Annotated in this window: 32 protein-coding genes; 4 read left to right on the plus strand and 28 right to left on the minus strand. The window is 68.5% G+C overall.

The window, feature by feature from the left end; genetic code table 11:
* Positions 1-72 precede the first annotated feature (72 nt).
* The 28 genes from ACIOFR_RS06795 to rfbB all read right to left on the minus strand — a co-directional run bounded on the left by ACIOFR_RS06795 (position 73) and on the right by rfbB (position 18,086).
* Complete coding sequence (locus ACIOFR_RS06795) at positions 73-732, minus strand: adenylate kinase (protein WP_400993025.1); 660 nt, start codon at positions 730-732, stop codon at positions 73-75.
* Positions 732-2,039: a preprotein translocase subunit SecY gene (gene secY, locus ACIOFR_RS06800; RefSeq protein ID WP_371497557.1), complete on the minus strand. Its 1,308-nt coding sequence runs from the start codon at positions 2,037-2,039 to the stop codon at positions 732-734. Before secY ends, ACIOFR_RS06795 begins: the two co-directional genes overlap by 1 nt.
* Positions 2,040-2,320: 281 nt before the next feature.
* Entirely contained in the window at positions 2,321-2,773 is a 453-nt protein-coding gene (gene rplO, locus ACIOFR_RS06805) for a 50S ribosomal protein L15 (protein ID WP_400993027.1), read from the minus strand.
* A 1-nt stretch (position 2,774) separates the two neighbouring features.
* A complete protein-coding gene (rpmD, locus tag ACIOFR_RS06810; protein WP_073924296.1) occupies positions 2,775-2,957 on the minus strand; it encodes a 50S ribosomal protein L30 in 183 nt (60 codons plus the stop codon).
* On the minus strand, positions 2,957-3,580 hold the full coding sequence (rpsE, locus tag ACIOFR_RS06815) for a 30S ribosomal protein S5 (protein ID WP_033824222.1): 624 nt from the start codon (positions 3,578-3,580) through the stop codon (positions 2,957-2,959). Before rpsE ends, rpmD begins: the two co-directional genes overlap by 1 nt.
* Before the next feature lie 48 nt (positions 3,581-3,628).
* On the minus strand, positions 3,629-4,012 hold the full coding sequence (gene rplR, locus ACIOFR_RS06820) for a 50S ribosomal protein L18 (RefSeq protein ID WP_350638229.1): 384 nt from the start codon (positions 4,010-4,012) through the stop codon (positions 3,629-3,631).
* 3 nt (positions 4,013-4,015) lie between these two features.
* Positions 4,016-4,555 (minus strand): 50S ribosomal protein L6, encoded by a 540-nt coding sequence (gene rplF / locus ACIOFR_RS06825; protein WP_371497559.1) that lies wholly within the window; start codon positions 4,553-4,555, stop codon positions 4,016-4,018.
* A 22-nt stretch (positions 4,556-4,577) separates the two neighbouring features.
* Positions 4,578-4,985: a 30S ribosomal protein S8 gene (gene rpsH, locus ACIOFR_RS06830; RefSeq protein ID WP_354641027.1), complete on the minus strand. Its 408-nt coding sequence runs from the start codon at positions 4,983-4,985 to the stop codon at positions 4,578-4,580.
* 265 nt (positions 4,986-5,250) lie between these two features.
* Positions 5,251-5,436 (minus strand): type Z 30S ribosomal protein S14, encoded by a 186-nt coding sequence (locus ACIOFR_RS06835; protein WP_030263476.1) that lies wholly within the window; start codon positions 5,434-5,436, stop codon positions 5,251-5,253.
* A gap of 2 nt (positions 5,437-5,438) precedes the next feature.
* Positions 5,439-6,008 (minus strand): 50S ribosomal protein L5, encoded by a 570-nt coding sequence (gene rplE, locus ACIOFR_RS06840; RefSeq protein ID WP_371497561.1) that lies wholly within the window; start codon positions 6,006-6,008, stop codon positions 5,439-5,441.
* Entirely contained in the window at positions 6,008-6,319 is a 312-nt protein-coding gene (gene rplX, locus ACIOFR_RS06845; protein ID WP_148644962.1) for a 50S ribosomal protein L24, read from the minus strand. The genes rplE and rplX overlap by 1 nt, the downstream gene beginning before the upstream one ends.
* 15 nt (positions 6,320-6,334) lie before the next feature.
* Positions 6,335-6,706 carry a 50S ribosomal protein L14 gene (gene rplN / locus ACIOFR_RS06850; RefSeq protein WP_030263487.1) on the minus strand — a complete coding sequence of 124 codons (372 nt, stop codon included), beginning with the start codon at positions 6,704-6,706 and terminating at the stop codon, positions 6,335-6,337.
* 99 nt (positions 6,707-6,805) lie between these two features.
* Positions 6,806-7,078 carry a 30S ribosomal protein S17 gene (rpsQ, locus tag ACIOFR_RS06855; RefSeq protein WP_033824226.1) on the minus strand — a complete coding sequence of 91 codons (273 nt, stop codon included), beginning with the start codon at positions 7,076-7,078 and terminating at the stop codon, positions 6,806-6,808.
* Complete coding sequence (rpmC, locus tag ACIOFR_RS06860; protein WP_030055825.1) at positions 7,078-7,302, minus strand: 50S ribosomal protein L29; 225 nt, start codon at positions 7,300-7,302, stop codon at positions 7,078-7,080. The genes rpsQ and rpmC overlap by 1 nt, the downstream gene beginning before the upstream one ends.
* Positions 7,302-7,721 carry a 50S ribosomal protein L16 gene (gene rplP, locus ACIOFR_RS06865; protein ID WP_033824227.1) on the minus strand — a complete coding sequence of 140 codons (420 nt, stop codon included), beginning with the start codon at positions 7,719-7,721 and terminating at the stop codon, positions 7,302-7,304. Before rplP ends, rpmC begins: the two co-directional genes overlap by 1 nt.
* A 4-nt stretch (positions 7,722-7,725) precedes the next feature.
* The gene (rpsC, locus tag ACIOFR_RS06870) at positions 7,726-8,550 is read right to left on the minus strand and encodes a 30S ribosomal protein S3 (RefSeq protein WP_400993033.1); all 825 of its coding nucleotides are present in this window, start codon (positions 8,548-8,550) and stop codon (positions 7,726-7,728) included.
* Positions 8,550-8,897 (minus strand): 50S ribosomal protein L22, encoded by a 348-nt coding sequence (rplV, locus tag ACIOFR_RS06875; RefSeq protein ID WP_033824229.1) that lies wholly within the window; start codon positions 8,895-8,897, stop codon positions 8,550-8,552. The genes rpsC and rplV overlap by 1 nt, the downstream gene beginning before the upstream one ends.
* Before the next feature lie 85 nt (positions 8,898-8,982).
* Positions 8,983-9,264 carry a 30S ribosomal protein S19 gene (gene rpsS / locus ACIOFR_RS06880; protein WP_033824230.1) on the minus strand — a complete coding sequence of 94 codons (282 nt, stop codon included), beginning with the start codon at positions 9,262-9,264 and terminating at the stop codon, positions 8,983-8,985.
* An 11-nt stretch (positions 9,265-9,275) separates the two neighbouring features.
* Positions 9,276-10,112 (minus strand): 50S ribosomal protein L2, encoded by an 837-nt coding sequence (gene rplB / locus ACIOFR_RS06885; RefSeq protein ID WP_350638220.1) that lies wholly within the window; start codon positions 10,110-10,112, stop codon positions 9,276-9,278.
* Positions 10,113-10,147: 35 nt separating this feature from the next.
* On the minus strand, positions 10,148-10,471 hold the full coding sequence (rplW, locus tag ACIOFR_RS06890; protein ID WP_033824232.1) for a 50S ribosomal protein L23: 324 nt from the start codon (positions 10,469-10,471) through the stop codon (positions 10,148-10,150).
* Positions 10,471-11,148 carry a 50S ribosomal protein L4 gene (rplD, locus tag ACIOFR_RS06895; RefSeq protein WP_400993035.1) on the minus strand — a complete coding sequence of 226 codons (678 nt, stop codon included), beginning with the start codon at positions 11,146-11,148 and terminating at the stop codon, positions 10,471-10,473. The genes rplW and rplD overlap by 1 nt, the downstream gene beginning before the upstream one ends.
* A 4-nt stretch (positions 11,149-11,152) precedes the next feature.
* A complete protein-coding gene (rplC, locus tag ACIOFR_RS06900; RefSeq protein WP_033824234.1) occupies positions 11,153-11,800 on the minus strand; it encodes a 50S ribosomal protein L3 in 648 nt (215 codons plus the stop codon).
* Positions 11,801-11,814: 14 nt separating this feature from the next.
* A complete protein-coding gene (gene rpsJ / locus ACIOFR_RS06905; RefSeq protein WP_012785157.1) occupies positions 11,815-12,123 on the minus strand; it encodes a 30S ribosomal protein S10 in 309 nt (102 codons plus the stop codon).
* A gap of 489 nt (positions 12,124-12,612) precedes the next feature.
* On the minus strand, positions 12,613-14,397 hold the full coding sequence (locus ACIOFR_RS06910; protein ID WP_400993036.1) for a hypothetical protein: 1,785 nt from the start codon (positions 14,395-14,397) through the stop codon (positions 12,613-12,615).
* A gap of 93 nt (positions 14,398-14,490) precedes the next feature.
* Positions 14,491-15,267 (minus strand): glycosyltransferase family 2 protein, encoded by a 777-nt coding sequence (locus ACIOFR_RS06915; RefSeq protein ID WP_371497566.1) that lies wholly within the window; start codon positions 15,265-15,267, stop codon positions 14,491-14,493.
* On the minus strand, positions 15,264-15,665 hold the full coding sequence (locus ACIOFR_RS06920) for a DUF2304 family protein (protein ID WP_400993037.1): 402 nt from the start codon (positions 15,663-15,665) through the stop codon (positions 15,264-15,266). Before ACIOFR_RS06920 ends, ACIOFR_RS06915 begins: the two co-directional genes overlap by 4 nt.
* Before the next feature lie 98 nt (positions 15,666-15,763).
* The gene (locus tag ACIOFR_RS06925; RefSeq protein WP_400993038.1) at positions 15,764-17,092 is read right to left on the minus strand and encodes a hypothetical protein; all 1,329 of its coding nucleotides are present in this window, start codon (positions 17,090-17,092) and stop codon (positions 15,764-15,766) included.
* A 16-nt stretch (positions 17,093-17,108) separates the two neighbouring features.
* A complete protein-coding gene (gene rfbB, locus ACIOFR_RS06930) occupies positions 17,109-18,086 on the minus strand; it encodes a dTDP-glucose 4,6-dehydratase (RefSeq protein WP_400993039.1) in 978 nt (325 codons plus the stop codon).
* A gap of 82 nt (positions 18,087-18,168) precedes the next feature.
* On the opposite strand from rfbB, the gene rfbA reads away from it, so the two are divergent.
* The 4 genes from rfbA to ACIOFR_RS06950 all read left to right on the plus strand — a co-directional run bounded on the left by rfbA (position 18,169) and on the right by ACIOFR_RS06950 (position 21,701).
* Positions 18,169-19,044, plus strand: a complete 876-nt coding sequence (gene rfbA / locus ACIOFR_RS06935) for a glucose-1-phosphate thymidylyltransferase RfbA (RefSeq protein ID WP_400993040.1) — start codon at positions 18,169-18,171, stop codon at positions 19,042-19,044.
* The gene (rfbC, locus tag ACIOFR_RS06940; protein ID WP_400993041.1) at positions 19,041-19,640 is read left to right on the plus strand and encodes a dTDP-4-dehydrorhamnose 3,5-epimerase; all 600 of its coding nucleotides are present in this window, start codon (positions 19,041-19,043) and stop codon (positions 19,638-19,640) included. Before rfbA ends, rfbC begins: the two co-directional genes overlap by 4 nt.
* A 170-nt stretch (positions 19,641-19,810) precedes the next feature.
* On the plus strand, positions 19,811-20,713 hold the full coding sequence (locus ACIOFR_RS06945) for a glycosyltransferase family 2 protein (protein ID WP_400993042.1): 903 nt from the start codon (positions 19,811-19,813) through the stop codon (positions 20,711-20,713).
* Between the two features lie 28 nt (positions 20,714-20,741).
* Positions 20,742-21,701, plus strand: a complete 960-nt coding sequence (locus tag ACIOFR_RS06950) for an NAD-dependent epimerase/dehydratase family protein (protein WP_400993043.1) — start codon at positions 20,742-20,744, stop codon at positions 21,699-21,701.
* The last annotated feature ends 47 nt before the right edge of the window (positions 21,702-21,748 follow it).

The following is a 21,748-nucleotide window of genomic DNA, read 5'->3' on the forward strand; positions in this document are numbered from 1 at the left end:
GTACGACGCCGGAAACGGCCGGGGCGCCCCGTGCGGGGCACCCCGGCCGTTTCACTGGCACTGCGAGGACGCTCAGGCGTCCTTGTTCTTCTCCAGCGCGGCGATCGCCCGCGCGGTGACCTCGTCCACCTTGCCGAGGGCCGGGATGGTCACCAGCAGGCCCTGCTGCGCGTAGTAGTCGATGATCGGCTCGGTCTCCGTGTGGTAGACCTCCAGCCGGGTCCGCACCTTGTCCTCGGTGTCGTCCGGACGCTGGTACAGCTCGCCGCCGCACTCGTCGCAGACGCCGTCCTCCTTCGACGGGTTGTAGACCACGTGGTACACGTGGCCCCCGTCGTTGCGGCAGAGCCGCCGGCCGGCGATCCGGTTGACGACCTCCTCCTCCGGGACCTCCAGGTCGAGGACGCCGTCCAGGGAGATGGCCTGCTCGGCCAGGAACTCGTCCAGGGCCTTGGCCTGGCCGAGGTTCCGCGGGAAGCCGTCGAGCAGGAAGCCGTTGGCCGCGTCCGGCTGGAGCATGCGGTCCTTGGCCATCCCGATGGTGACCTCGTCCGGCACCAGACGACCCTCGTTCATGTACGCCTTGGCCTCGAGCCCCAGCGGGGTGCCCTGGCTGATGTTGGCGCGGAACAGGTCTCCGGTGGAGATGTGCGGGATGGACAGGGTCTTGGCCAGGACGTGCGCCTGAGTACCCTTCCCGGCCCCGGGAGGCCCGACGAGGACGATTCGCATCAGCGGAGGAACCCTTCGTAGTTACGCTGCTGGAGTTGGCTCTCGATCTGCTTGACAGTTTCGAGGCCCACGCCGACGACGATGAGGACGCTGGTGCCGCCGAACGGGAAGTTGGTCTGCTGTCCGAAGGCGACCAGGGCGATCATCGGGATCAACGCGATCAGACCCAGGTAGAGCGAACCCGGCCACGTGATACGGGTGAGCACGTAGTTCAGGTACTCGGCCGTCGGTCGGCCGGCCCGGATACCCGGGATGAACCCACCATACTTCTTCATATTGTCGGCAACTTCTTCGGGGTTGAAGGAGATGGCGACGTAGAAGAAGGCGAAGAACACGATCAGTACGAAGTACGTGATCATGTAGACCGGGTGGTCACCCTTGACGAAGTTCGTCCGGATCCAGGTCGCCCAGCCGGCCTGGCTGTTGGTGAGCTGCACCACCAGGGCCGGGATGTAGAGGAGCGAGGAGGCGAAGATGACCGGGATCACACCGGCCTGGTTCACCTTGAGCGGGATGTAGGTCGAGGTACCGCCGAACGCCTTCCGCCCGATCATGCGCTTCGCGTACTGCACCGGAATCCGGCGCTGTGCCTGCTCCACGAAGATGACCAGGCCGACCACGACGATGCCGACCGCGATGACGCTGAAGAACTCGACCCAGCCGCCGCCGATGGTGCCGGACTGCTTGATCTGCCACATCGAACCCGGGAAGCCGGCCGCGATGGAGGTGAAGATCAGGATGGACATGCCGTTGCCGATGCCGCGGTCGGTGATCAGCTCACCCAGCCACATGATCACCGTGGTGCCCGCGGTCATCGTGATGACCATGGTGGCGATCCGGAAGACGGACTGGTCCGGCACGACCTGGTCGGCGTAGGCGCAACCGCTGAACAGGGCGCCGCTGGAGGCCGTCGCGACGATGCCGGTGCCCTGGAGCACGGCGAGCGCGATGGTCAGGTAGCGGGTGTACTGGGTGATCTTCGCGGTACCGGCCTGACCCTCCTTCTTCAGCGCCTCCAGCCGCGGGATGACCACGGTGAGGAGCTGGAGGATGATGCTGGCGGTGATGTACGGCATGATGCCGAGCGCGAAGATCGTCAGCTGCAGCAGCGCATTTCCGCTGAAGAGGTTCACCAGGGCGAACAGGCCACCGGGCTTGTCCGACAGACACTGGTTGACGGCAACAAAGTTGACGCCCGGTACGGGAATGTGCGCGCCCGCCCTGAACAGCACCATGATGCCCAGCGTGAACAGCAGCTTCTTGCGCAGGTCGGGCGTCTGGAACGCCCGCGCGAACGCACTGAGCACGGTGCCTCCTGCGCCTCCCGCACATCGTCGGCGGGAGGGTCGGTCCTGAATGGGGAGTGGATTGCGCGCCCCCGTACGAGCTGGGCACAGGCAAGCCTGGCGCCAGCGTACAAGGGAACTCCACGGACTCTAACAGTGCACGGCCACCACGCAGAAGCTTGAGGCCTTCCTCCCCCACTGACGGGGTACGGCTTGCCCGGTTTTGACACACAATTCGCCCACAAATGCAGCGGGCCCCGCACCTCCCTTTCGGGAGGTGCGGGGCCCTGGGGTCAACAGGCTCAGAGGAGCTCGGTGACGGTGCCGCCGGCGGCGGTGATCTTCTCGGCCGCGGAGCCGGAGACGGCGTCGACCGTCACCTGCAGCGCCACCGCGATGTCGCCCTGGCCGAGGACCTTGACGAGCTCGTTCTTGCGAACGGCGCCCTTCGCGATCAGGTCGGCCACGGTGACCTCGCCACCCTGCGGGTAGAGCTCGGCCAGCTTGTCCAGGTTCACGACCTGGAACTGCTTGTGGGCCGGGTTCTTGAAGCCCTTCAGCTTCGGCAGGCGCATGTGGAGGGGCATCTGGCCACCCTCGAAGCGCTGCGGAACCTGGTAGCGGGCCTTGGTGCCCTTGGTACCACGACCTGCGGTCTTACCCTTGGAACCCTCACCACGACCCACACGGATCTTGGCGGTCTTGGCACCCGGGGCAGGCTTCAGGTTGTGGACCTTCAGCGGAGAGTCCGCCATGTCAGTCAACCTCCTCGACCGTGACGAGGTGACGGACAGTCTGGGCCATCCCGCGGATCTCGGGACGGTCCTCCTTCACGACCACGTCGTTCATCCGCTTGAGACCAAGCGAACGAAGGGTGTCACGGTGGTTCTGCTTGCTACCGATGTAGGACTTGGTCTGCGTGATCTTGAGGCGAGCCATCAGGCGCTCACCCCGGCAGCACGCGCCCGCAGCAGAGCGGCGGGAGCCACGTCCTCCAGCGGCAGGCCACGGCGGGCGGCGATCTCCTCGGGGCGCACGAGGCCCTTCAGAGCAGCCACGGTGGCGTGCACGATGTTGATCGCGTTGTCCGAGCCGAGCGACTTCGACAGGATGTCGTGAACGCCGGCGCACTCCAGGACGGCACGCACCGGGCCACCGGCGATAACGCCGGTACCGGGGGACGCCGGCTTCAGGAGCACGACGCCGGCGGCCTTCTCACCCTGGATCGGGTGCGGGATGGTGCCCTGGATACGGGGGACCTTGAAGAAGTTCTTCTTGGCCTCCTCAACGCCCTTGGCGATGGCGGCCGGAACCTCCTTCGCCTTGCCGTATCCGACACCCACGGTGCCGTCACCGTCGCCCACCACGACCAGCGCGGTGAAGCTGAAACGACGACCACCCTTGACAACCTTGGCGACTCGGTTGATCGCTACGACGCGCTCAACGTAAGCAGTCTTCTCGACGGCGGGAGCGTTGCCCCGGTCGTCACGCTTACGGTCACGCCGCTCGCCACCGCCGGTGCCGCCGCCGGCGCCGCTACCGCGGCGCTGGGGTCCAGCCATTGGAATTACCTCTCTCGATTACGTCCGTCGACTGAGCCGACGAGCGGCTTAGAAGTCGAGCCCGGCCTCACGAGCCGCGTCCGCCAGGGCGGCGATGCGGCCGGCGTACCGGTTGCCCGCGCGGTCGAAGACGACCGACTCGATGCCGGCGGCCTTGGCGCGCTCGGCGACCAGGGCTCCGACCTTCTTGGCCAGCTCGGTCTTGTCGCCCTCGTTGCCACGGATGGAAACATCGAGGGTGGACGCCGAAGCCAGGGTGTGACCCTTGGCGTCGTCGATGACCTGGGCGACCATGTGGCGGTTCGAGCGGGTCACCACGAGGCGCGGACGAAGCTCCGTGCCGGTGACGCGCTTGCGAACGCGGATGGCGCGGCGCTTGCGGGCGGCGTTCTTGTAGGCGTTGCCCTTGCCGATCTTGACAGAGACGCTCATCGCTTACTTACCACTCTTTCCGACCTTGCGGCGGATGACCTCGCCCGCGTACTTGACGCCCTTGGCCTTGTACGGGTCAGGCTTGCGCAGCTTGCGGATCTTGGCCGAAACCTCACCCACGAGCTGCTTGTCGATCCCGTCCACGTGGAACTTGGTGGGCGACTCGACCACGAAGGAGATGCCCTCCGGGGCCTCGATCAGGATCGGGTGGCTGTAGCCGAGCTGGAACTCCATGTCGGAGCCCTTCGCCGCGACTCGGTAACCAACACCGCTGATCTCCAGCGACTTGCGGTAGCCCGCGGTCACGCCGGTGATCATGTTCGCCACCAGCGTCCGCGACAGGCCGTGGAGGGCCTTCGACTGACGCTCGTCGTTCGGGCGGGTGACGAGCAGGGTGCCGTCCTCGCCCTTGCCGATCTCGATCGGCGCGGCGACGACGTGGGTGAGGGAGCCCTTGGGGCCCTTCACCGACACCTCGCGGCCATCGATGGTGACGTCCACGCCGGCGGGAACCGGGATGGGCAGCCGTCCAATGCGAGACATTGCTGTACCTCCGTTTCCCGAATTACCAGACGTAGGCGAGAACTTCTCCGCCTACGCCCTTCTTGGCGGCCTGCTTGTCGGTGAGGAGACCCGAGGACGTGGAGATGATCGCCACGCCCAGGCCGCCGAGCACCTTCGGCAGGTTGGTGGACTTTGCGTAAACGCGCAGACCCGGCTTGCTGATGCGCTTGATGCCGGCAATGGAGCGCTCACGGTTGGGGCCGAACTTGAGCTCGATGGTCAGCTTCTTGCCGACCTCGCCCTCGGTCGGCTCCTCAACCTTGTAGGAGGAGATGTACCCCTCCTGCTGCAGGATCTCGGCGACATGCGCCTTGATCTTGCTGGCCGGCATCGCCACGGTGTCGTGGTACGCCGAGTTCGCGTTACGCAGACGCGTGAGCATGTCTGCGATGGGGTCGGTCATGGTCATGATGGCCTCAGGCCTCTCTCGCCGTGGTTTCTCCGCGCCAGGTCCCCCTCCGCGCACTCGCAAAAGAGTGCGAAAGGGGCACAAGCGCAGGGGACCTGCGGCGTAGTAAGACTTGGTACGAGCCCTCCGAAGAGAGCCGCGAACACCTATAGGAGATGCTGCGGCAGGGGGCCCGACCCCACTACCTTACGGGATTCCGTACGGAGACCCAAAAGACGGGGGTCGGGCACCACTGCATCGTGTTGGTGTGCCTCGCGCTCCGGGGTTACCAGGAGCTCTTGGTCACGCCCGGCAGCTCGCCGCGGTGTGCCATCTCACGGAGGCAGACACGGCACAGGCCGAACTTGCGGTACACCGAGTGCGGGCGACCGCAGCGCTGGCAACGGGTGTAAGCCCGAACGCCGAACTTCGGCTTGCGCTCGGCCTTTGCGATCAGGGCCTTCTTCGCCATGCTCACGCCTCCTTGAACGGGAAGCCCAGAGCGCGAAGCAGCGCCCGGCCTTCATCGTCGGTCTGAGCGGTGGTCACGACGGTGATGTCCATACCGCGCTGACGGTCGACCTTGTCCTGGTCGATCTCGTGGAACATAACCTGCTCGGTCAGACCGAACGTGTAGTTGCCACGGCCGTCGAACTGCTTGGGCGAGAGGCCGCGGAAGTCACGGATACGCGGCAGAGCCAGCGACACCAGACGGTCCACGAACTCCCACATGCGGTCACCACGGAGGGTGACGTGGGCGCCGATCGGCTGCCCCTCGCGGAGCTTGAACTGCGCGATGGACTTGCGGGCCTTGGTCACGGCCGGCTTCTGGCCGGTGATCGCGGTCAGGTCCTTGATCGCGCCCTCGATCAGCTTGCTGTCACGGGCTGCCTCGCCGACACCCATGTTGACCACGACCTTGACCAGGCCGGGGATCAGCATGACGTTCTCGTACGAGAACTCCTCGCGCAGCTGGCCCTTGATCTCGGAGTTGTAACGCTCCTTGAGGCGGGGGGCCACCTTCTCAACAGTCGTCTCAGACATCAGATGTCCTCACCGGTCCGCTTGGCAACGCGGATCTTGTTGCCCTCGTCGTCGAAGCGGTAACCAACGCGGGTGACGACCTTCTTGCCGTCCTTCTCAACGACCAGCTGGACGTTGGAGACGTGCACCGGGGCCTCGACGGTGACGATGCCACCCTGAGTGCCCGGGCCCGGCTTGGTGTGCTTCTTGACCCGGTTCACACCCTCGACCAGGACCTTGTTCTCGGCGGGGAGGGCCTGGATGACCTTGCCCTGCTTGCCGCGGTCCTTGCCGGTGATGACCTGAACCAGGTCACCCTTCTTGATCTTCATGCTGTTCGCCATGGGTTAGAGCACCTCCGGCGCCAGCGAGATGATCTTCATGAACTTCTTGTCACGCAGCTCGCGGCCCACCGGGCCGAAGATGCGGGTGCCACGGGGGTCACCATCGGTGTTCTTGAGAACGACCGCAGCGTTCTCGTCGAAGCGGATGTACGAGCCATCCGGACGACGACGCTCCTTGACGGTGCGAACGATGACGCACTTGACGACGTCACCCTTCTTCACCGAACCACCGGGGATCGCGTCCTTGACGGTGGCGACGATGACGTCCCCGATACCGGCGTAGCGGCGACCGGAGCCACCGAGAACACGGATGCAAAGGATCTCCTTGGCACCAGTGTTGTCGGCGACGCGCAGTCGCGACTCCTGCTGGATCACAGCTTTCTCCTGATCGTCAACGAGAGTCGACGGGCCGGCCGCTGCTCACTCGATCGCATCGCTGCATCGAGCACATACGGCCGTACCACATCGGCTTCGTTACTTGGCCTTCTCGAGGATCTCGACGACGCGCCAGCGCTTCGTCGCGGACAGCGGGCGGGTCTCCATCAGGAGGACCCGGTCGCCGATGCCGCAAGCGTTCTGCTCGTCGTGCGCCTTCAGCTTGTTCGTACGGCGGATGACCTTGCCGTACAGAGCGTGCTTGACGCGGTCCTCGACGGCGACGACGACGGTCTTGTCCATCTTGTCGCTGACGACGAGACCCTCACGGGTCTTGCGGAAACCGCGCGTCTCGTTGGTGTTCTCAGTCATCAGGCGTTCTCCACCGTCTCGATGCCCAGCTCGCGCTCGCGCATCAGGGTGTAGATCCGCGCGATGTCCTTCCGGACGAGCTTGAGCCGTCCGTGGTTGTCGAGCTGCCCGGTCGCCGCCTGGAAGCGGAGGTTGAACAGCTCCTCCTTGGCCTCGCGGAGCTTGGCAACGAGACCCTCGTTGTCCAGCTCGCGCAGCTCAGCAGCCTTGGTGCCGGCCGACATCAGCTCTCACCTGCCTCGCGCCGGACAATCCGGCACTTCATCGGGAGCTTGTGAGCTGCGCGGGTCAGCGCCTCACGAGCCACCTTCTCGTTGGGGTACGACAGCTCGAACATGACCCGACCCGGGTGCACGTTCGCGATCCACCACTCGGGCGAACCCTTACCGGAACCCATGCGGGTCTCGGCCGGCTTCTTGGTGAGCGGGCGGTCCGGGTAGATGTTGATCCAGACCTTGCCACCACGGCGAATGTGACGGGTGATCGCGATACGAGCGGACTCGATCTGACGGTTCGTCACGTAGGCCGGGGTAACGGCCTGGATGCCGTACTCGCCGAATGCGAGCTCGGTGCCACCCTTGGCAGCGCCGCGGCGCTTCGGGTGGTGCTGCTTGCGGTGCTTGACCCTACGAGGGATCAGCATGGGGTCAGGCCTCCGTTCCGGTGTTCTCTGCAGCCGGAGCCTCGGTCACCTGGGCCGGAGCCTCGGTGCCCTGGGGGCGACGGCCGCGGCCACCACGCTCGCCACCACGGGCGCCGCCACGCTCGCCGCGCGCGGGGCGGGCGTCGTTGCGGGCCGGGCGGTTGCCCGAGCGGGCAGCAGCGTTCTCAGCGCGGACCTCGGCGATGTTCTTGACGTCGCCCTTGTAGATCCAGACCTTCACGCCGATGCGGCCGAAGGTCGTCTTGGCCTCGAAGAAGCCGTAGTCGACGTTCGCACGAAGGGTGTGCAGCGGCACACGGCCCTCGCGGTAGAACTCCGAACGGCTCATCTCGGCGCCGCCGAGACGACCGGAGCACTGGACCTTGATGCCCTTGGCGCCGGCCTTCATGGTGCTCTGCATCGACTTGCGCATCGCACGACGGAAGGAGACGCGGGAGGACAGCTGCTCCGCGACGCCCTGAGCCACGAGCTGGGCGTCCAGCTCGGGGTTCTTGACCTCGAGGATGTTCAGCTGGACCTGCTTGCCGGTCAGCTTCTCCAGGTTGCCCCGGATCTTGTCGGCCTCCGCGCCGCGGCGACCGATGACGATGCCCGGACGAGCGGTGTGGATGTCGACGCGGACGCGGTCGCGGGTGCGCTCGATCTCAACCTTCGAGATGCCGGCGCGCTCCATGCCCTTCGTCATCATGCGACGAATGGCAACGTCTTCCTTGACGTAGTCCTTGTACAGCTTGTCGGCGTACCAGCGGGACTTGAAGTCCGTGCTGATGCCGAGGCGGAACCCGTGCGGGTTAACCTTCTGGCCCATTACCGGGTCCCTTCCTTGCTGCTGACGACCACGGTGATGTGGCTGGTCCGCTTGCGGATCCGGTAGGCACGGCCCTGGGCGCGCGGACGGAACCGCTTCAGGGTCGGGCCCTCGTCAACGTACGCCTCGGAGATCACGAGGTCGTCCACGTTGTTGTGGTTGTAGTTGTGCACGGCGTTGGCGATGGCGCTGTCGAGCACCTTGCCGACCGGCACGGTCGCGGCCTGCGGAGCGAAACGCAGGACCGCCTGGGCCTCCGTGGCGTTCAGGCCACGGATGAGGTCCACCACGCGGCGGGCCTTCATGGGCGTGACGCGGATGTACCGCGCCTGGGCCCTGGCTTCCATGGTTGTCCCCTTGCTGGTGTAAGTCATGTGAGTCTTGCTGGCGCTCAAGCTCGCGAGCACCCGCTGCGAAGCTGCGAGGTGGTGCTTAGCGGCGCTTCGACTTGCGGTCTTCCTTCACGTGCCCCTTGAAGGTGCGCGTGGGGGCGAACTCGCCGAGCTTGTGGCCGACCATCGACTCGGTGACGAACACCGGGACGTGCTTGCGGCCATCGTGAACCGCGATCGTGTGGCCGAGCATGGCCGGGAAGATCACGGAACGACGGGACCAGGTCTTGATGACGTTCTGGGTGCCCGCCTCGTTCTGCGCGTCCACCTTCTTGAGAAGGTGGCCGTCGATGAAGGGGCCCTTCTTGAGACTGCGCGGCATCTGACCTGCTCCTAGCGCTTCTTGTTGGTCTTGCGGCGGCGCACGATGAGCTTGTCCGACGCCTTGTTCGGGCGACGGGTGCGGCCCTCGGGCTTGCCCCACGGCGAGACCGGGTGACGACCACCGGAGGTCTTACCCTCACCACCACCGTGCGGGTGGTCGATCGGGTTCATGGCGACACCACGCACGGTCGGGCGGACGCCCTTCCAGCGCATACGGCCGGCCTTGCCCCAGTTGATGTTCGACTGCTCGGCGTTGCCGACCTCGCCGATGGTGGCGCGGCAGCGGGCGTCGACCAGACGGATCTCACCGGAGGGCATGCGCAGGTGCGCCATGCGACCCTCACGGGCCAGCAGCTGGATGCCGGCACCGGCGGAGCGGGCCATCTTGGCACCGCCACCGGGACGCAGCTCCACCGCGTGGATGGTGGTACCAACCGGGATGTTGCGCAGCGGCAGGTTGTTGCCCGGCTTGATGTCGGCGCCAGCGCCGTTCTCGATCCGGTCACCCTGGGCAACGCCACGGGGGGCGATGATGTAGCGCTTCTCGCCGTCCGCGTAGTGCAGGAGCGCGATGCGCGCAGTGCGGTTGGGGTCGTACTCGATGTGAGCGACCTTGGCCGGCACGCCGTCCTTGTCGTGACGACGGAAGTCGATCACGCGGTAGGCGCGCTTGTGTCCGCCACCCTGGTGGCGAGCGGTGATACGACCGGCGTTGTTACGGCCGCCCTTGCTGTGCAGCGGGCGAACCAGCGACTTCTCCGGCGTGGACCGCGTGATTTCGACGAAGTCGGCCACGCTGGAGCCACGACGGCCCGGCGTAGTCGGCTTGTACTTGCGGATACCCATTTTCGTCCTCGTCCTTATCGACGATCACGACCCCGTCAGGCGGAGGCCGGACCACCGAAGATGTCGATGCGGTTGCCCTCGGCCAGCGTCACGATGGCGCGCTTGGTGTCCTTGCGCTTGCCAAAGCCCGTCTTGGAGCGCTTGCGCTTGCCCTGACGGTTGAGCGTGTTGACGGCCTCGACCTTGACCGAGAAGACCGCCTCGACGGCCTGCTTGATCTGGGTCTTGTTGGCACCCGGCGACACGATGAACGTGTACTTGTTCTCGTCGAGGAGCGAGTAGCTCTTCTCGGAGATGACCGGCTTCACCAGGACGTCACGCGGGTCCGTGTACGTCTTGCTCGTGATCTCTGCAGCCATCAGGCGGCGCTCCCTTCGAGCTCGCCCTCAGCGGCAACAGCCTTGGCGGACGCGGCCGGACCGGCCACGAAACGCTCGAAGGCAGCCTGGGTGAAGACCACATCGTCGGAGACGAGCACGTCGTAGGTGTTCAGCTGGCCGGCGTCCAGGATGTGCACGTTCGGCAGGTTACGAGCGGACTTGAGGCCCAGCTCGTCCGCACGCTCGACGACCAGGAGGACGTTCTTGCGGTCGGTGATCTTGCCGAACAGACCCTTGGCGGCCTTGGTCGACGGCGCCTCGGTCGCGACCACGTCGGTGATGACGTGGATGCGGTTGTGGCGGGCCCGGTCGGTGAGCGCACCGCGGAGAGCGGCGGCGATCATCTTCTTCGGGGTCCGCTGCGAGTAGTCACGCGGCACGGGACCGTGCACGACGCCACCGCCGGCGAACTGCGGCGCACGGGTCGAGCCCTGACGGGCGCGGCCGGTGCCCTTCTGGCGGTACGGCTTCTTGCCGCCGCCGCGGACCTCGCCACGGGTCTTGGTCTTGTGGGTGCCCTGACGGGCCGCAGCGAGCTGCGCCACGACGACCTGGTGCATCAGCGGAACGCTGACCTTGGCGTCGAAGATCTCGGCGGGCAGCTCGACGCTGCCGGCCTTGTCGCCGGCCGGCGACAGGATGTCAATGGTGCTCATATCCTCACAGCCCCTTCGCCGCGGTGCGGACGAGGACGAGGCCGCCGTTCGGGCCCGGGATTGCGCCCTTGATCAGGAGCAGGCCCTTCTCCGCGTCAACGGCGTGCACGGTCAGGTTCTGGGTGGTCACGCGCTCGTGGCCCATCCGACCCGCCATGCGCATGCCCTTGAACACGCGGCCCGGGGTGGCGCAGCCACCGATGGAGCCGGGCGAACGGTGCTTGCGCTGGGTGCCGTGACCGGCGCCGAGGCCCTTGAAGTTGTGACGCTTCATGACACCGGCGAAGCCCTTGCCCTTGGAGGTGCCGGTCACGTCGACCTTGACACCCGCCTCGAACAGCTCAGCGGTGATCTCCTGGCCGAGGGTGTACTCGGACGCGTCCGAGGTACGCAGCTCGACCAGGTGGCGGCGCGGGGTGACACCGGCCTTGGCGAAGTGGCCCGCGAGGGGCTTGTTCACCTTGCGGGGGTCGATCTCGCCGAAGCCGATCTGCACGGCGTCGTAGCCGCTCGCGCTGTCGGCGGTGTGGACCTGGGTAACGACATTGGGCCCGGCCTTGACGACGGTCACCGGAACGATCCGGTTGTTCTCGTCCCAGACCTGGGTCATGCCGAGCTTCTCGCCCAGGATGCCCTTAATCTGCTTTGCCATCTTCGTCGCGCCTCTCAGAGCTTGATCTCGATGTCGACGCCGGCCGGAAGGTCGAGGCGCATCAGCGAGTCAACGGTCTTCGGGGTCGGGTCGAGGATGTCGATCAGACGCTTGTGAGTGCGCATCTCGAAGTGCTCGCGCGAGTCCTTGTACTTGTGCGGCGAGCGGATGACGCAGTACACGTTCTTCTCAGTGGGCAGCGGCACCGGGCCCGCGACCTGCGCACCAGTGCGAATGACGGTCTCGACGATCTTCTTCGCCGAGGAGTCAATCACCTCGTGGTCGTAGGCCTTGAGCCGGATGCGGATCTTCTGTCCCGCCATGGCTACTCAGTAGTCCTTTGTCTCGTCTGCTGCTTCTGCTGCCGGGTTCGTCCGGGTGGACTGGTCCGGTGGCGCCTCCGGGTGGTTGCCGTCCGACCCACGCGGTCGGGCGTGTCGCACTCCCGCTTGCAAAAAATCCGACCCGGAGTCACTCCGGTATCAGATTCCTGCTGGATCGGCAGGTCTTGCACCCGCCAGGCGCCGGATCGAGGCCCCGCTCACGCTTCCCGGAAGATTCCCGTACGTCCGCCCCGCAGCTGCCGCGGTGTCGACTACACACCACTGCATTCACACAAAGCACGTGAACACATGAACGGCCATCACGGGAACGACGAGTACATGGGACTCGCTTCCGGTCCTCCCGACGGGAGGCGCGCAGCATCGGCACTCAACCGAGCAACTTGGACATACTGCCACAGGAGTCACCCGGAAAGCCAATCGGGCCCGACGCGGAGCGCACCGCGTCGGGCCCGACGGGCCGGGACCGTCCTACCAGGGACGCTGCCGGCCGCAGAGCACCGGCCACTCGGGCTGCTCCGCGTTGCCGCAGAACAGCTTGAGGTCGTCCGGGCCGAAGGTGTACTCGGCCAGCTCCATGTTGATCGGCGAACAGCCCTTGCTGCCGGCGTACTTGGGGCACTTCCCGTCCTGCTGCTGGATGAAGTGCGCGCGGTAGGCGTCCAGGCCCATGTCCTCGACGCCGATGTCGGTGGTCGGCATGTAGCGGTTGGCGGACCAGGAGGCGCCGACGGTGGCGAACAGCGCCAGAGCGCACAGCACACCGGCCGCGAGCCGCCCGACCACGATCGGCTTGATCCGGGTGGCCGGCGCGTCGCCGCCCACCGCCCGCAGCCAGCCCACCACGCGCTGGGTGGTGAACATCAGGCCCAGCACGGCCAGGATCATCAGGCTGTACATGATGATCCAGGTGGTCCGCGGGTACAGCTGGACGGCCTGGTCGTGCTGCATGTGCGAGGCGAACCAGAACCGCAGCAGCCAGGCGCTGATCAGGCCCGCGGCCGCGGTCCGCACCACGACGTTGCGCAGGCCGAAGCCGATCCCGAGGGCCACCGCGCCGAGCAGCAGCATGGTGAAGGCGTTCTGCCCGGCCAGCTCGCCCGCGTCCGGGAAGGTGTGGTAGTTCGCGCGGCCCTCGCGGTCGGAGATCCACCCCATCACGTAGGCGGGGTCGACGTACGTCATCACGTAGGCGTAGCGGTCCTTGGTGGCGGCACCCAGCCGGACCATCTGGACGAGCAGCGGCGCGCCCACGACGGCGGCGCTGAGCAGGGTCACCCCGAGGAAGAGCAGGGCCCGCCGCAGCCGCGCGGCGCCCTGGCGCCACGGCACCAGGAAGAGCGCGAGCACCAGCACGCCGGGCGCGGTCCAGACGAACCAGCCCGAGTACCAGAGGAAGAGCAGACCGAACGCGGCGCCGAAGCCGGCCGCCCGGAGCACCGTGGTGCGCCGGGACAGCTCGTGCGCCCGGCGCAGCTCACGCAGGCAGCCGGCCAGCATCGGCACCATCACGATCATGGTGGCGTGGCTGTAGGGGCGGATCGGGTCCATGAAGACGATCGCGGAGGGGATCGCGATCAGGACGGCCCAGACCGGCCGCAGCAGCAGCCGCCACGCGAGGTAGGCCATCGGCCCGGCCAGCGCGGTGCAGACCAGCTGGAGGTCCTTCATGGCGTAGCCGACGCCGGCGACGCCGTTGTGGAAGGTGTCGGCCACCAGGGCCAGGACCGCCGGGAAGAGCGGCGGGTAGACGCCCGGCAGGCCGTCGCCGCGGATCATGTCGTTGGCCATGCCCATGACGTTGCCGGGGTCGCCCTCCTGACCGCCCAGGCCGAACGGCGTGCCGTGCAGGGCGACCGCTATCCCGCCGGCCACCGCACCGGTCGCGAGGCCCGCCAGGGCCGCGCAGACCAGCCGCTGGGCGACCTGGTAGCGCTGCAGGCTGCCGCGGTAGGCGGCGTAGAGCAGCACGGCGAGCAGCGGCAGGCCGATGAGGGCGCCGTACTGCTGCACCTTGGCCAGCCCGCTGACCTGGCCCACCCGCTGCAGCGGGTTGACGCTGATGTGCATGCACAGCCGCAGGAAGAGCAGCGAGACGAGGACGCTGACCGCGCCCTCGGCGAGCCGGAGCTGCCACGGCTTGAACCGGGACACCCGGCTGCCGTCCCGCTCCGCCGCGGAGGACGTCGTGGTCCGGTCCGCTCTGGCACCGCTCACCGGGTCGTCGACCAGGTCCGTCATATCGATCGCTTTCATGAGGCGGCGTCCTGCCGCGGGTCGGGCGACTCCCCCGTGGATGCCGCCTGGTCCAGCCCGGGGAGGGTCACCACCCCGGGCTGCGGAGCCCGCTCAGCTCCTGGCGACGAGCTCCCGCTGGACCACCGACGAGCGGTCGGCCGCGGCGATGCCCTTCAGGTGCTTGGGCATCCGGCGGATCATCGCGAGCAGCAGCACGAGGCCCGCGCGGGCGAGGTAGACGGTCGCCTTGAAGGGCGAGGCGCTGGGCGTACCGGTGGTGCGCTCGCGCATGGCCACCGGGACCTGCCGGACCACGAAGCCGCAGCGGGCCGCGCCGACCATGCTCTCGATGGTGTCGCCGAGGTACTCCACCGGGTACCACTGGGCGAAGAACTCGATCAGCTGGCGGTTGCAGGCGCGGAAGCCGGAGGTGGTGTCCGTGAGCCTGGTCCGGGTTATCCGCGAGAGGACGAAGGAGAGCAGGCCCATGGCCCACTTCCGGGGCCCGCGGACCTTGTAGTCGCCCTCGCCGTCGAAGCGGGCGCCGATCGCGAGGTCGGCCTCCTTGAGCTTCTCCAGCAGCAGCGGCACGTACACCGGGTCGTGCTGGCCGTCGGAGTCCACCTGGATGGCGACGTCGTAGCCGTGCAGGTACGCGTAGCGGTAGCCGAGGCGCATCGCGCCGCCCACACCGAGGTTGTACGGCAGCTGGACGACCGGGGAGCCGCAGGCGGTCGCCACGGCGGCGGTGCCGTCGGTCGAGCCGTCGTCCACCACCAGGGTGTCGACGCCGGGCAGCTGGGTCTTGATCTCCTTCAGCACGCCCGGCAGGCCCTCGGCCTCGTTCAGGGCGGGCAGGATGATGAGGACCCGCAGGCCGTCGATCATGAGTGCACCTCGGAGTCGTCGGCGAGCGCCGGGATCGTGTCCTGCTTCCGGACCGGGTAGCCGTGGTGCTCGACGAGGTGGGACCTGAGCAGTGCCACCTCCTCGGACAGCTTCCGGGTCTCGGCCTCCAGCTGGCTCGCTTCCCAGCTGAGGTGGAGGCAGACCAGGAGGACCAGGACGAAGCCCGCGAACAGCACCAGGCTCACGCCGGAGGCGATGCCGAGCCGGCGGGCGGTGGAGTCCAGGACGGTGGGGAAGAAGCCCAGCGGGGCGACAGCCAGGCCGATCAGGAGCCAGATGGCCGCGTACTTCTCGCGCAGCTGCTGCCGCCGCAGCAGTTCGAGGATGTAGGCGACCACCAGCACGCCGGTGATCGAGGTGATGATCGTTAGTCGCACGACGGATTTCGCCTTTCAGCGGCAGTGGGCGTGGCGATCACTGACACATCATAGAGGTGTCGAACGCACATTCCTCACACGCACTGCGCATGACTGTCTCAGGGGCCGGGTATCAGGGAGGCGGGGTTCTGCCCATCGGCGATGGCGTGGTCGGCGACGACCGCCTGCCGCACTCGGGGCAACGAGCGGAACAGCGACCACAGCATGCCAGCCGCGCTCACCGCAGCACCAGCCAGGTAGCCCAGTTCCGCACGGGTTCCGACGGCGCCCGGCATCAGGGTCACGACGACCAGGACAACCGTGCCCGCCACCCAGGACAACAGCTGGTGACGGTGGCGGCCGAGGGACATCAGCGCCTGGCCGAAGACCGTCGCGAGCATGAAGAAGAGCGTGCCCAGCACCAGCCAGAGGAAGTCCGCCGACCCCAGGACCGGCTGGGCGTTGAACAGCAGCTGGATCAGCCAGGGGCCGAGCACCACGGTGGGCAGGCCCGCCGCGGTGCACATCCCCGCCACGATGGCCGCCGTCCGGGACAGCACCTTGCGGAACTCCTGGGTGTCCCCGGCCGCGGCCGCCCCGGAGAGCGCCGAGACCAGCGAGGCCTGGATCGCCGCGTAGGCGAACAGCGGCACCCGGGCCAGGACCACCGCGTTGAGCAGCGCACCGACCAGGACGACCTCGTCCGGCGAGAGCAGCTTCACGCTGACCACGGCCGCGTTCACCATCAGCTGGGCGAGCAGGGTCGAGGCGGTCAGCAGGCCGATCCCACGGACCAGCCCGGGCCAGGCCGGGGCCGGGCCGCCGCGCCGGTCGGCCAGCACCGAACGGAGCCCGATCACCGAGGCGGCCAGCGGCGCCACGACCAGGATCAGGCTGAACGCCAGCGCCGAGTGCAGGCCGAACACCGGCAGCAGCGCGGCCAGGCCGATCCGCAGACCGCCGTCCACCGCCAGCTGCGCGCCGTACGACCGGAAGTTTCCGAGGCCCGCGAGGGCGCCGCGGACCACCGAGCTGACGGCCAGCCCGACCATCGCGCCGCCGAGGCCGGCCACCAGGGCGACGTCACCGCCGAACAGCCGGTCGGCCAGCGGCCGCGCGGCGAACGCGACCGCCGACAGGACGAGGGCCAGCACGCCGCCGGCGAGCACCAGCACCCGGCGGACCGCCGGGAGCGGGCCGCTGCCCGCGACGTCCCGGGCGGACACCAGCCGGGTCAGCTCCAGCTCCACCGGGGAGAACAACCCGTACCCGACGGACATCACCACGGTCCACAGCACGGAGACACCGGCCACCTGGGCCGTGGTCAGGCTGTAGCCCGCCAGGGCGAGGTAGATGTAGGAGGACGCTCCCAGCACCACGGTGCCACCGGCCACCAGCCGGACTCCGGGCGGGAGCGCGCCGAACACCTTTGCAATCGGGCTGCCCACGGTCGTGTCCCCGGGATCAGCCGTGCAGGGCGGTGCGGGCCTTGAGCGGCTCCCACCAGTCGCGGTTGTCGCGGTACCAGGCGATGGTCGCCGCGAGCCCGTCCTCGAAGCGGACCTGCGGCGCGTAGCCGAGCTCCTCGCCGATCTTGGTGATGTCCAGCGAGTAGCGCAGGTCGTGGCCCTTGCGGTCGGCGACCGGCTCGACCATGTCCCAGCCGGCCCCGGCCGCGTCCAGCAGCAGGCCGGTGAGCTCCTTGTTGGTGATCTCCGTGCCGCCGCCGATGTTGTAGACCTCGCCGGCCCGGCCCTTGCGCATCGCGAGCTCGATGCCGCGGCAGTGGTCCGAGACGTGCAGCCAGTCGCGGATGTTGCCGCCGTTGCCGTACAGCGGCACCTTCCTGCCGTCCAGCAGGTTGGTGGTGAACAGCGGGATGACCTTCTCCGGGAACTGGTAGTGCCCGTAGTTGTTGGAGCAGCGGGTGACCACGACGTCCATGCCGTGGGTGCGGTGGTAGGCCAGCGCCAGCAGGTCCGAACCGGCCTTGGAGGCCGAGTAGGGCGAGTTGGGCGCGAGCGGCCAGGTCTCGGTCCACGAGCCCTCGGAGATCGAGCCGTACACCTCGTCGGTGGAGACGTGGACGAAGCGGCCGACGCCGTGCTTGCGGGCGGCGTCCAGCAGCACCTGGGTGCCGACCACGTTGGTCAGGACGAACGGGCCCGCGCCCTCGATCGAGCGGTCGACGTGGGACTCCGCGGCGAAGTGCACGACCACGTCGTGGCCGGCCATCGCCTGGTCGACCGCGTCGACGTCGCAGATGTCACCGCGGACGAAGGCGTAGCCCGGGTGGTCGGCGACCGGTGCGAGGTTCGCCTCGACGCCCGAGTAGGTCAGCTTGTCGAAGACGGTGATCTGGGCGGACTCGTCCGCGCCCAGCAGCTGACGGACAAATTCTGAACCGATGAATCCGGCGCCGCCGGTCACGAGGATGCGCATAGTAGGGCGCAGTCTACCCGGCGGCCGTTCGCGGCCGACCCCGGGTCAGCGGGCGGCCCGCGGCCTCACATAAGCTGCCGACATGCGTGGAATCCTCCTGGCGGGCGGCACCGGCTCGCGACTGTGGCCGCTGACCCGAGCCGTTTCGAAGCAGCTGCTCCCGGTCTTCGACAAGCCCATGATCTACTACCCGCTCTCGACCCTGGTGATGGCGGGGATCCGCGAGATCCTGATCATCACGACCCCGCAGGACCAGGAGCAGTTCACGCGCCTGCTCGGCGACGGCTCGCAGTTCGGCCTCGAGCTGGAGTACGCCGTCCAGGAACGTCCCGAGGGCATCGCCCAGGCCTTCGTGCTGGGCGCCGACTTCATCGGCGACGAGCCGGTCGCGCTGATCCTCGGCGACAACATCTTCCACGGCAGCGGCCTGGGCACGCGGCTCGCGCAGCACACCGAGCCGGTCGGCGGCCGGGTCTTCGCCTACCCGGTGGCGGACCCGACGGCGTACGGCGTGGTGGAGTTCGCGGAGGACGGCCGGGTGCTCTCCATCGAGGAGAAGCCGACCGCCCCGAAGTCCCGCTACGCGGTGCCCGGGCTGTACTTCTACGACAACCAGGTGGTGAAGATCGCCGCCGGCCTGAAGCCCAGCGCCCGCGGCGAGCTGGAGATCACCGCCGTCAACGAGGCCTACCTCGACGCCGGCCAGCTGCACGTCACCATCCTCGACCGCGGCACCGCGTGGCTGGACACCGGCACGTTCGTGTCGATGGTGCAGGCCTCGGAGTTCGTCCGGGTCATCGAGGAGCGCCAGGGCTTCAAGATCGGCTGCCTGGAGGAGACCGCCTGGCGGGCCGGCCTCATCAGCTCCGACCAGCTGCGCGAGCTCGCCGAGCCGCTCCGCAAGAGCGGGTACGGCGAGTACCTGCTGGCCCTGCTCGACGAGGAGAACGCCCGATGAAGTTCCGCGAGCTCTCCATCGGCGGCGCCTTCGAGGTCACCCCGCAGCAGCACGGCGACCCGCGCGGCCTGTTCATGGAGTGGTACCGCTTCGACCGCCTCGCCGAGGTGGTCGGCCACCCGCTGCGGATGGCCCAGGGCAACCTGTCGGTCTCCGCGCAGGGCGTCGTGCGCGGCATCCACTTCGCCGACGTGCCGCCCGGCCAGGCCAAGTACGTCAGCTGCGTGCGCGGCGCGGTCCTGGACGTGGTGGTCGACCTGCGGGTCGGCTCCCCCACGTTCGGCACCTGGGAGTTCGTCCGGCTGGACGACCAGGACCGCCGCTCGGTGTACATCCCCGAGGGCGTCGGCCACGGCTTCTGCGCGCTGACCGACGACGCGACGCTCTCCTACGTCTGCTCGGAGACCTACAACCCGACCGGTGAGCACGCCGTGCACCCGCTCGACCCGGACCTGGGCATCAGCTGGCCGGTCGACGCCCCGCAGCTCTCCGCCCGGGACGACGCGGCGCCCTCGCTGGCCGAGGCGCTGGCCACCGGCCTGCTCCCCGACTACCAGGCCTGCCAGGACTTCTACCGGACGCTGAAGACCGGCTGAGCCGGCGCCCCGCCCGGTGCACACCCCGCGACCGCACCGGTCGCGGGGTGTCGCGTTCGGGGGCGCGGGGGCGGCCTTCGGGCGGGGGCCGCTCGCGCACCGGTCAGTATGATGACCCCGCCGGAGGACCTCCTGCGGCTGCCCCTCTACCAGCGGATGTGCCTGAGACCATGACCACACTGGATGTGCTGCTCCCGTACTACGGCGACGTCGCGCTGATGAAGGCGGCGGTCCGCAGCGTGCTCGCGCAGACCGACGAGGACTGGCGCCTGACCGTCGTGGACGACGGCAAGGAACCCGGTGTCCCGGAGTGGTTCGCGGAGCTGGGCGACCCCCGGGTCCGGTACTTCCGCAACGAGCAGAACCTCGGTGTCACCGGCAACTACCGCAAGTGCCTGGGCCTGGCCGAGTACGAGCACATGGTCTTCATGGGCACCGACGACATCATGCTGCCCAACTACGTCGCCACGGTCCGGTCCTGCCTGGCCGAGCACCCGGGCGCCGCGATCGTCCAGCCCGGCGTCGAGGTGATCGACAGCGCCGGCAGGCCGAGCACCAGCCTGGCGGACGAGGCCAAGCGGCGGCTGTACGCGCCCCGGCTGCGCGGCCGCACCGTGATGGGCGGCGAGGAGCTGGCGACCAGCCTGCTCAAGGGCAACTGGCTGTACTTCCCCTCGCTGTGCTGGCGCACCGAGGCCGTCCGCACGACGGGCTTCCGCGACGACGTGGAGATCATCCAGGACCTGGCCCTGGTGATCGACCTGCTGCAGGCCGGCGAGCAGGTCGTGATCGACGACACCCGCTGCTTCCAGTACCGCCGGCACAACGTCAGCGTCTCCGCCACCTCGGCGTTCTCCGGCGCCCGGTTCGCCGAGGCCCGCCGCTACTTCCTGGACGTCGCGGACCGGCTGGACCGGCAGGGCTGGCACCGGGCGGCGAGGGCCTCCCGGCTGCACATCGCGGCCCGGATCCACGCCCTGACCCTGGTGCCCGGCGCGATCCGCGCGAAGCAGTGGGACGGGGCCAAGGCCCTGGTCCGCAACGCCACCTCCACCGCCGCCCAGCCCCGCTGAGCCCTTCCGTCCTAGGAGCAATCCCGCAATGTCCGCACCTCACGCGGCACCGGCCCGCGTCGCCGTCCTGGGTGGTACCGGCTTCATCGGACGGGTGCTCGCCGGCCGCCTGGTGGAGCAGGGCCACGAGGTCCTCTCGCTGGCCCGCACCGAGCCCGCCGTCCCCGTCCCGGGCCGGTTCGCCCGGGTGGACCTCAGCTCCACGGCCCCGGCCGAGCTCGCCGCGCTGCTCGACCGCGAGCGGATCGACGCCGTGGTCAACGCCGCCGGCGGCATGTGGGGCCTGAACGACGAGCAGATGTACGAGGCCAACGTCGTGCTGGTCGACCGGCTGGTCGAGGCCGTCGCCGCGATGGCCACCCCGGCCCGGCTGGTCCACCTCGGCACCGTGCACGAGTACGGCATGGCGCCGATCGGCGTGAGCCAGCAGGAGGACGACGCGCCGGCCCCGGTCATGGAGTACGGCAAGCTCAAGCTCGCCGCCACCGAGTCCGTGGTCCGCGCCATCGCGGCGGGCCAGGTCGACGGCGTGGTGCTGCGCCTCGGCAACGTGGTCGGCGCCGGTCAGCCCGGGCACAGCCTGCTCGGGGTGATGGCCGCCAAGCTGGACGCGGCCCGGCTCGCCGGCGAGACCGCCCAGCTCTCGCTGGCCCCGCTCACCGCCCAGCGCGACTTCGTCGACCTCACCGACACCGTGGACGCCGTGCTGGCCGCGATCGCCACGCCGACCGCCAACGCCGTGATCAACGTCGGCACCGGCTCGGCCAGCGCGGCCAGGCTGCTGGTCGAGCTGCTGATCGAGGAGAGCGGCGTCCCCACCGAGATCACCGAGGTGCCGGCGCCCGAGGGCACCGGCCCGGAGACCGACTGGCAGCAGCTCGACGTCGAGCTGGCCGCCGAACAGCTCGGCTGGGCCCCCCGCCGTACGCTGCGGGAGGCCGTTGCGGCACTCTGGCAGGCACAGGTCGGGTCGGCGGCCGCGCAGTAGCACCACGCGGCGGGCGGCCCCACCCGGGGCCGGCCCGCCCGCCCCGG

The organism is Kitasatospora sp. NPDC088346 (assembly GCF_044740765.1).
In the GTDB taxonomy this organism is placed as follows: domain Bacteria; phylum Actinomycetota; class Actinomycetes; order Streptomycetales; family Streptomycetaceae; genus Kitasatospora.

Coding starts and splice junctions, on each gene's coding strand:
- ACIOFR_RS06795 (WP_400993025.1), bottom strand. CDS start 732: ATGCGAATCGTCCTCGTCGGGCCTCCCGGGGCCGGGAAGGGTACTCAG.
- rplO (WP_400993027.1), bottom strand. CDS start 2,773: ATGGCGGACTCTCCGCTGAAGGTCCACAACCTGAAGCCTGCCCCGGGT.
- rpmD (WP_073924296.1), bottom strand. CDS start 2,957: ATGGCTCGCCTCAAGATCACGCAGACCAAGTCCTACATCGGTAGCAAG.
- rpsE (WP_033824222.1), bottom strand. CDS start 3,580: ATGGCTGGACCCCAGCGCCGCGGTAGCGGCGCCGGCGGCGGCACCGGC.
- rplR (WP_350638229.1), bottom strand. CDS start 4,012: ATGAGCGTCTCTGTCAAGATCGGCAAGGGCAACGCCTACAAGAACGCC.
- rplF (WP_371497559.1), bottom strand. CDS start 4,555: ATGTCTCGCATTGGACGGCTGCCCATCCCGGTTCCCGCCGGCGTGGAC.
- rpsH (WP_354641027.1), bottom strand. CDS start 4,985: ATGACCATGACCGACCCCATCGCAGACATGCTCACGCGTCTGCGTAAC.
- ACIOFR_RS06835 (WP_030263476.1), bottom strand. CDS start 5,436: ATGGCGAAGAAGGCCCTGATCGCAAAGGCCGAGCGCAAGCCGAAGTTC.
- rplE (WP_371497561.1), bottom strand. CDS start 6,008: ATGTCTGAGACGACTGTTGAGAAGGTGGCCCCCCGCCTCAAGGAGCGT.
- rplX (WP_148644962.1), bottom strand. CDS start 6,319: ATGAAGATCAAGAAGGGTGACCTGGTTCAGGTCATCACCGGCAAGGAC.
- rpsQ (WP_033824226.1), bottom strand. CDS start 7,078: ATGACTGAGAACACCAACGAGACGCGCGGTTTCCGCAAGACCCGTGAG.
- rpmC (WP_030055825.1), bottom strand. CDS start 7,302: ATGTCGGCCGGCACCAAGGCTGCTGAGCTGCGCGAGCTGGACAACGAG.
- rplP (WP_033824227.1), bottom strand. CDS start 7,721: ATGCTGATCCCTCGTAGGGTCAAGCACCGCAAGCAGCACCACCCGAAG.
- rpsC (WP_400993033.1), bottom strand. CDS start 8,550: ATGGGCCAGAAGGTTAACCCGCACGGGTTCCGCCTCGGCATCAGCACG.
- rplV (WP_033824229.1), bottom strand. CDS start 8,897: ATGGAAGCCAGGGCCCAGGCGCGGTACATCCGCGTCACGCCCATGAAG.
- rpsS (WP_033824230.1), bottom strand. CDS start 9,264: ATGCCGCGCAGTCTCAAGAAGGGCCCCTTCATCGACGGCCACCTTCTC.
- rplB (WP_350638220.1), bottom strand. CDS start 10,112: ATGGGTATCCGCAAGTACAAGCCGACTACGCCGGGCCGTCGTGGCTCC.
- rplW (WP_033824232.1), bottom strand. CDS start 10,471: ATGGCTGCAGAGATCACGAGCAAGACGTACACGGACCCGCGTGACGTC.
- rplD (WP_400993035.1), bottom strand. CDS start 11,148: ATGAGCACCATTGACATCCTGTCGCCGGCCGGCGACAAGGCCGGCAGC.
- rplC (WP_033824234.1), bottom strand. CDS start 11,800: ATGGCAAAGCAGATTAAGGGCATCCTGGGCGAGAAGCTCGGCATGACC.
- rpsJ (WP_012785157.1), bottom strand. CDS start 12,123: ATGGCGGGACAGAAGATCCGCATCCGGCTCAAGGCCTACGACCACGAG.
- ACIOFR_RS06910 (WP_400993036.1), bottom strand. CDS start 14,397: ATGAAAGCGATCGATATGACGGACCTGGTCGACGACCCGGTGAGCGGT.
- ACIOFR_RS06915 (WP_371497566.1), bottom strand. CDS start 15,267: ATGATCGACGGCCTGCGGGTCCTCATCATCCTGCCCGCCCTGAACGAG.
- rfbB (WP_400993039.1), bottom strand. CDS start 18,086: ATGCGCATCCTCGTGACCGGCGGCGCCGGATTCATCGGTTCAGAATTT.
- rfbA (WP_400993040.1), top strand. CDS start 18,169: ATGCGTGGAATCCTCCTGGCGGGCGGCACCGGCTCGCGACTGTGGCCG.
- rfbC (WP_400993041.1), top strand. CDS start 19,041: ATGAAGTTCCGCGAGCTCTCCATCGGCGGCGCCTTCGAGGTCACCCCG.
- ACIOFR_RS06945 (WP_400993042.1), top strand. CDS start 19,811: ATGACCACACTGGATGTGCTGCTCCCGTACTACGGCGACGTCGCGCTG.
- ACIOFR_RS06950 (WP_400993043.1), top strand. CDS start 20,742: ATGTCCGCACCTCACGCGGCACCGGCCCGCGTCGCCGTCCTGGGTGGT.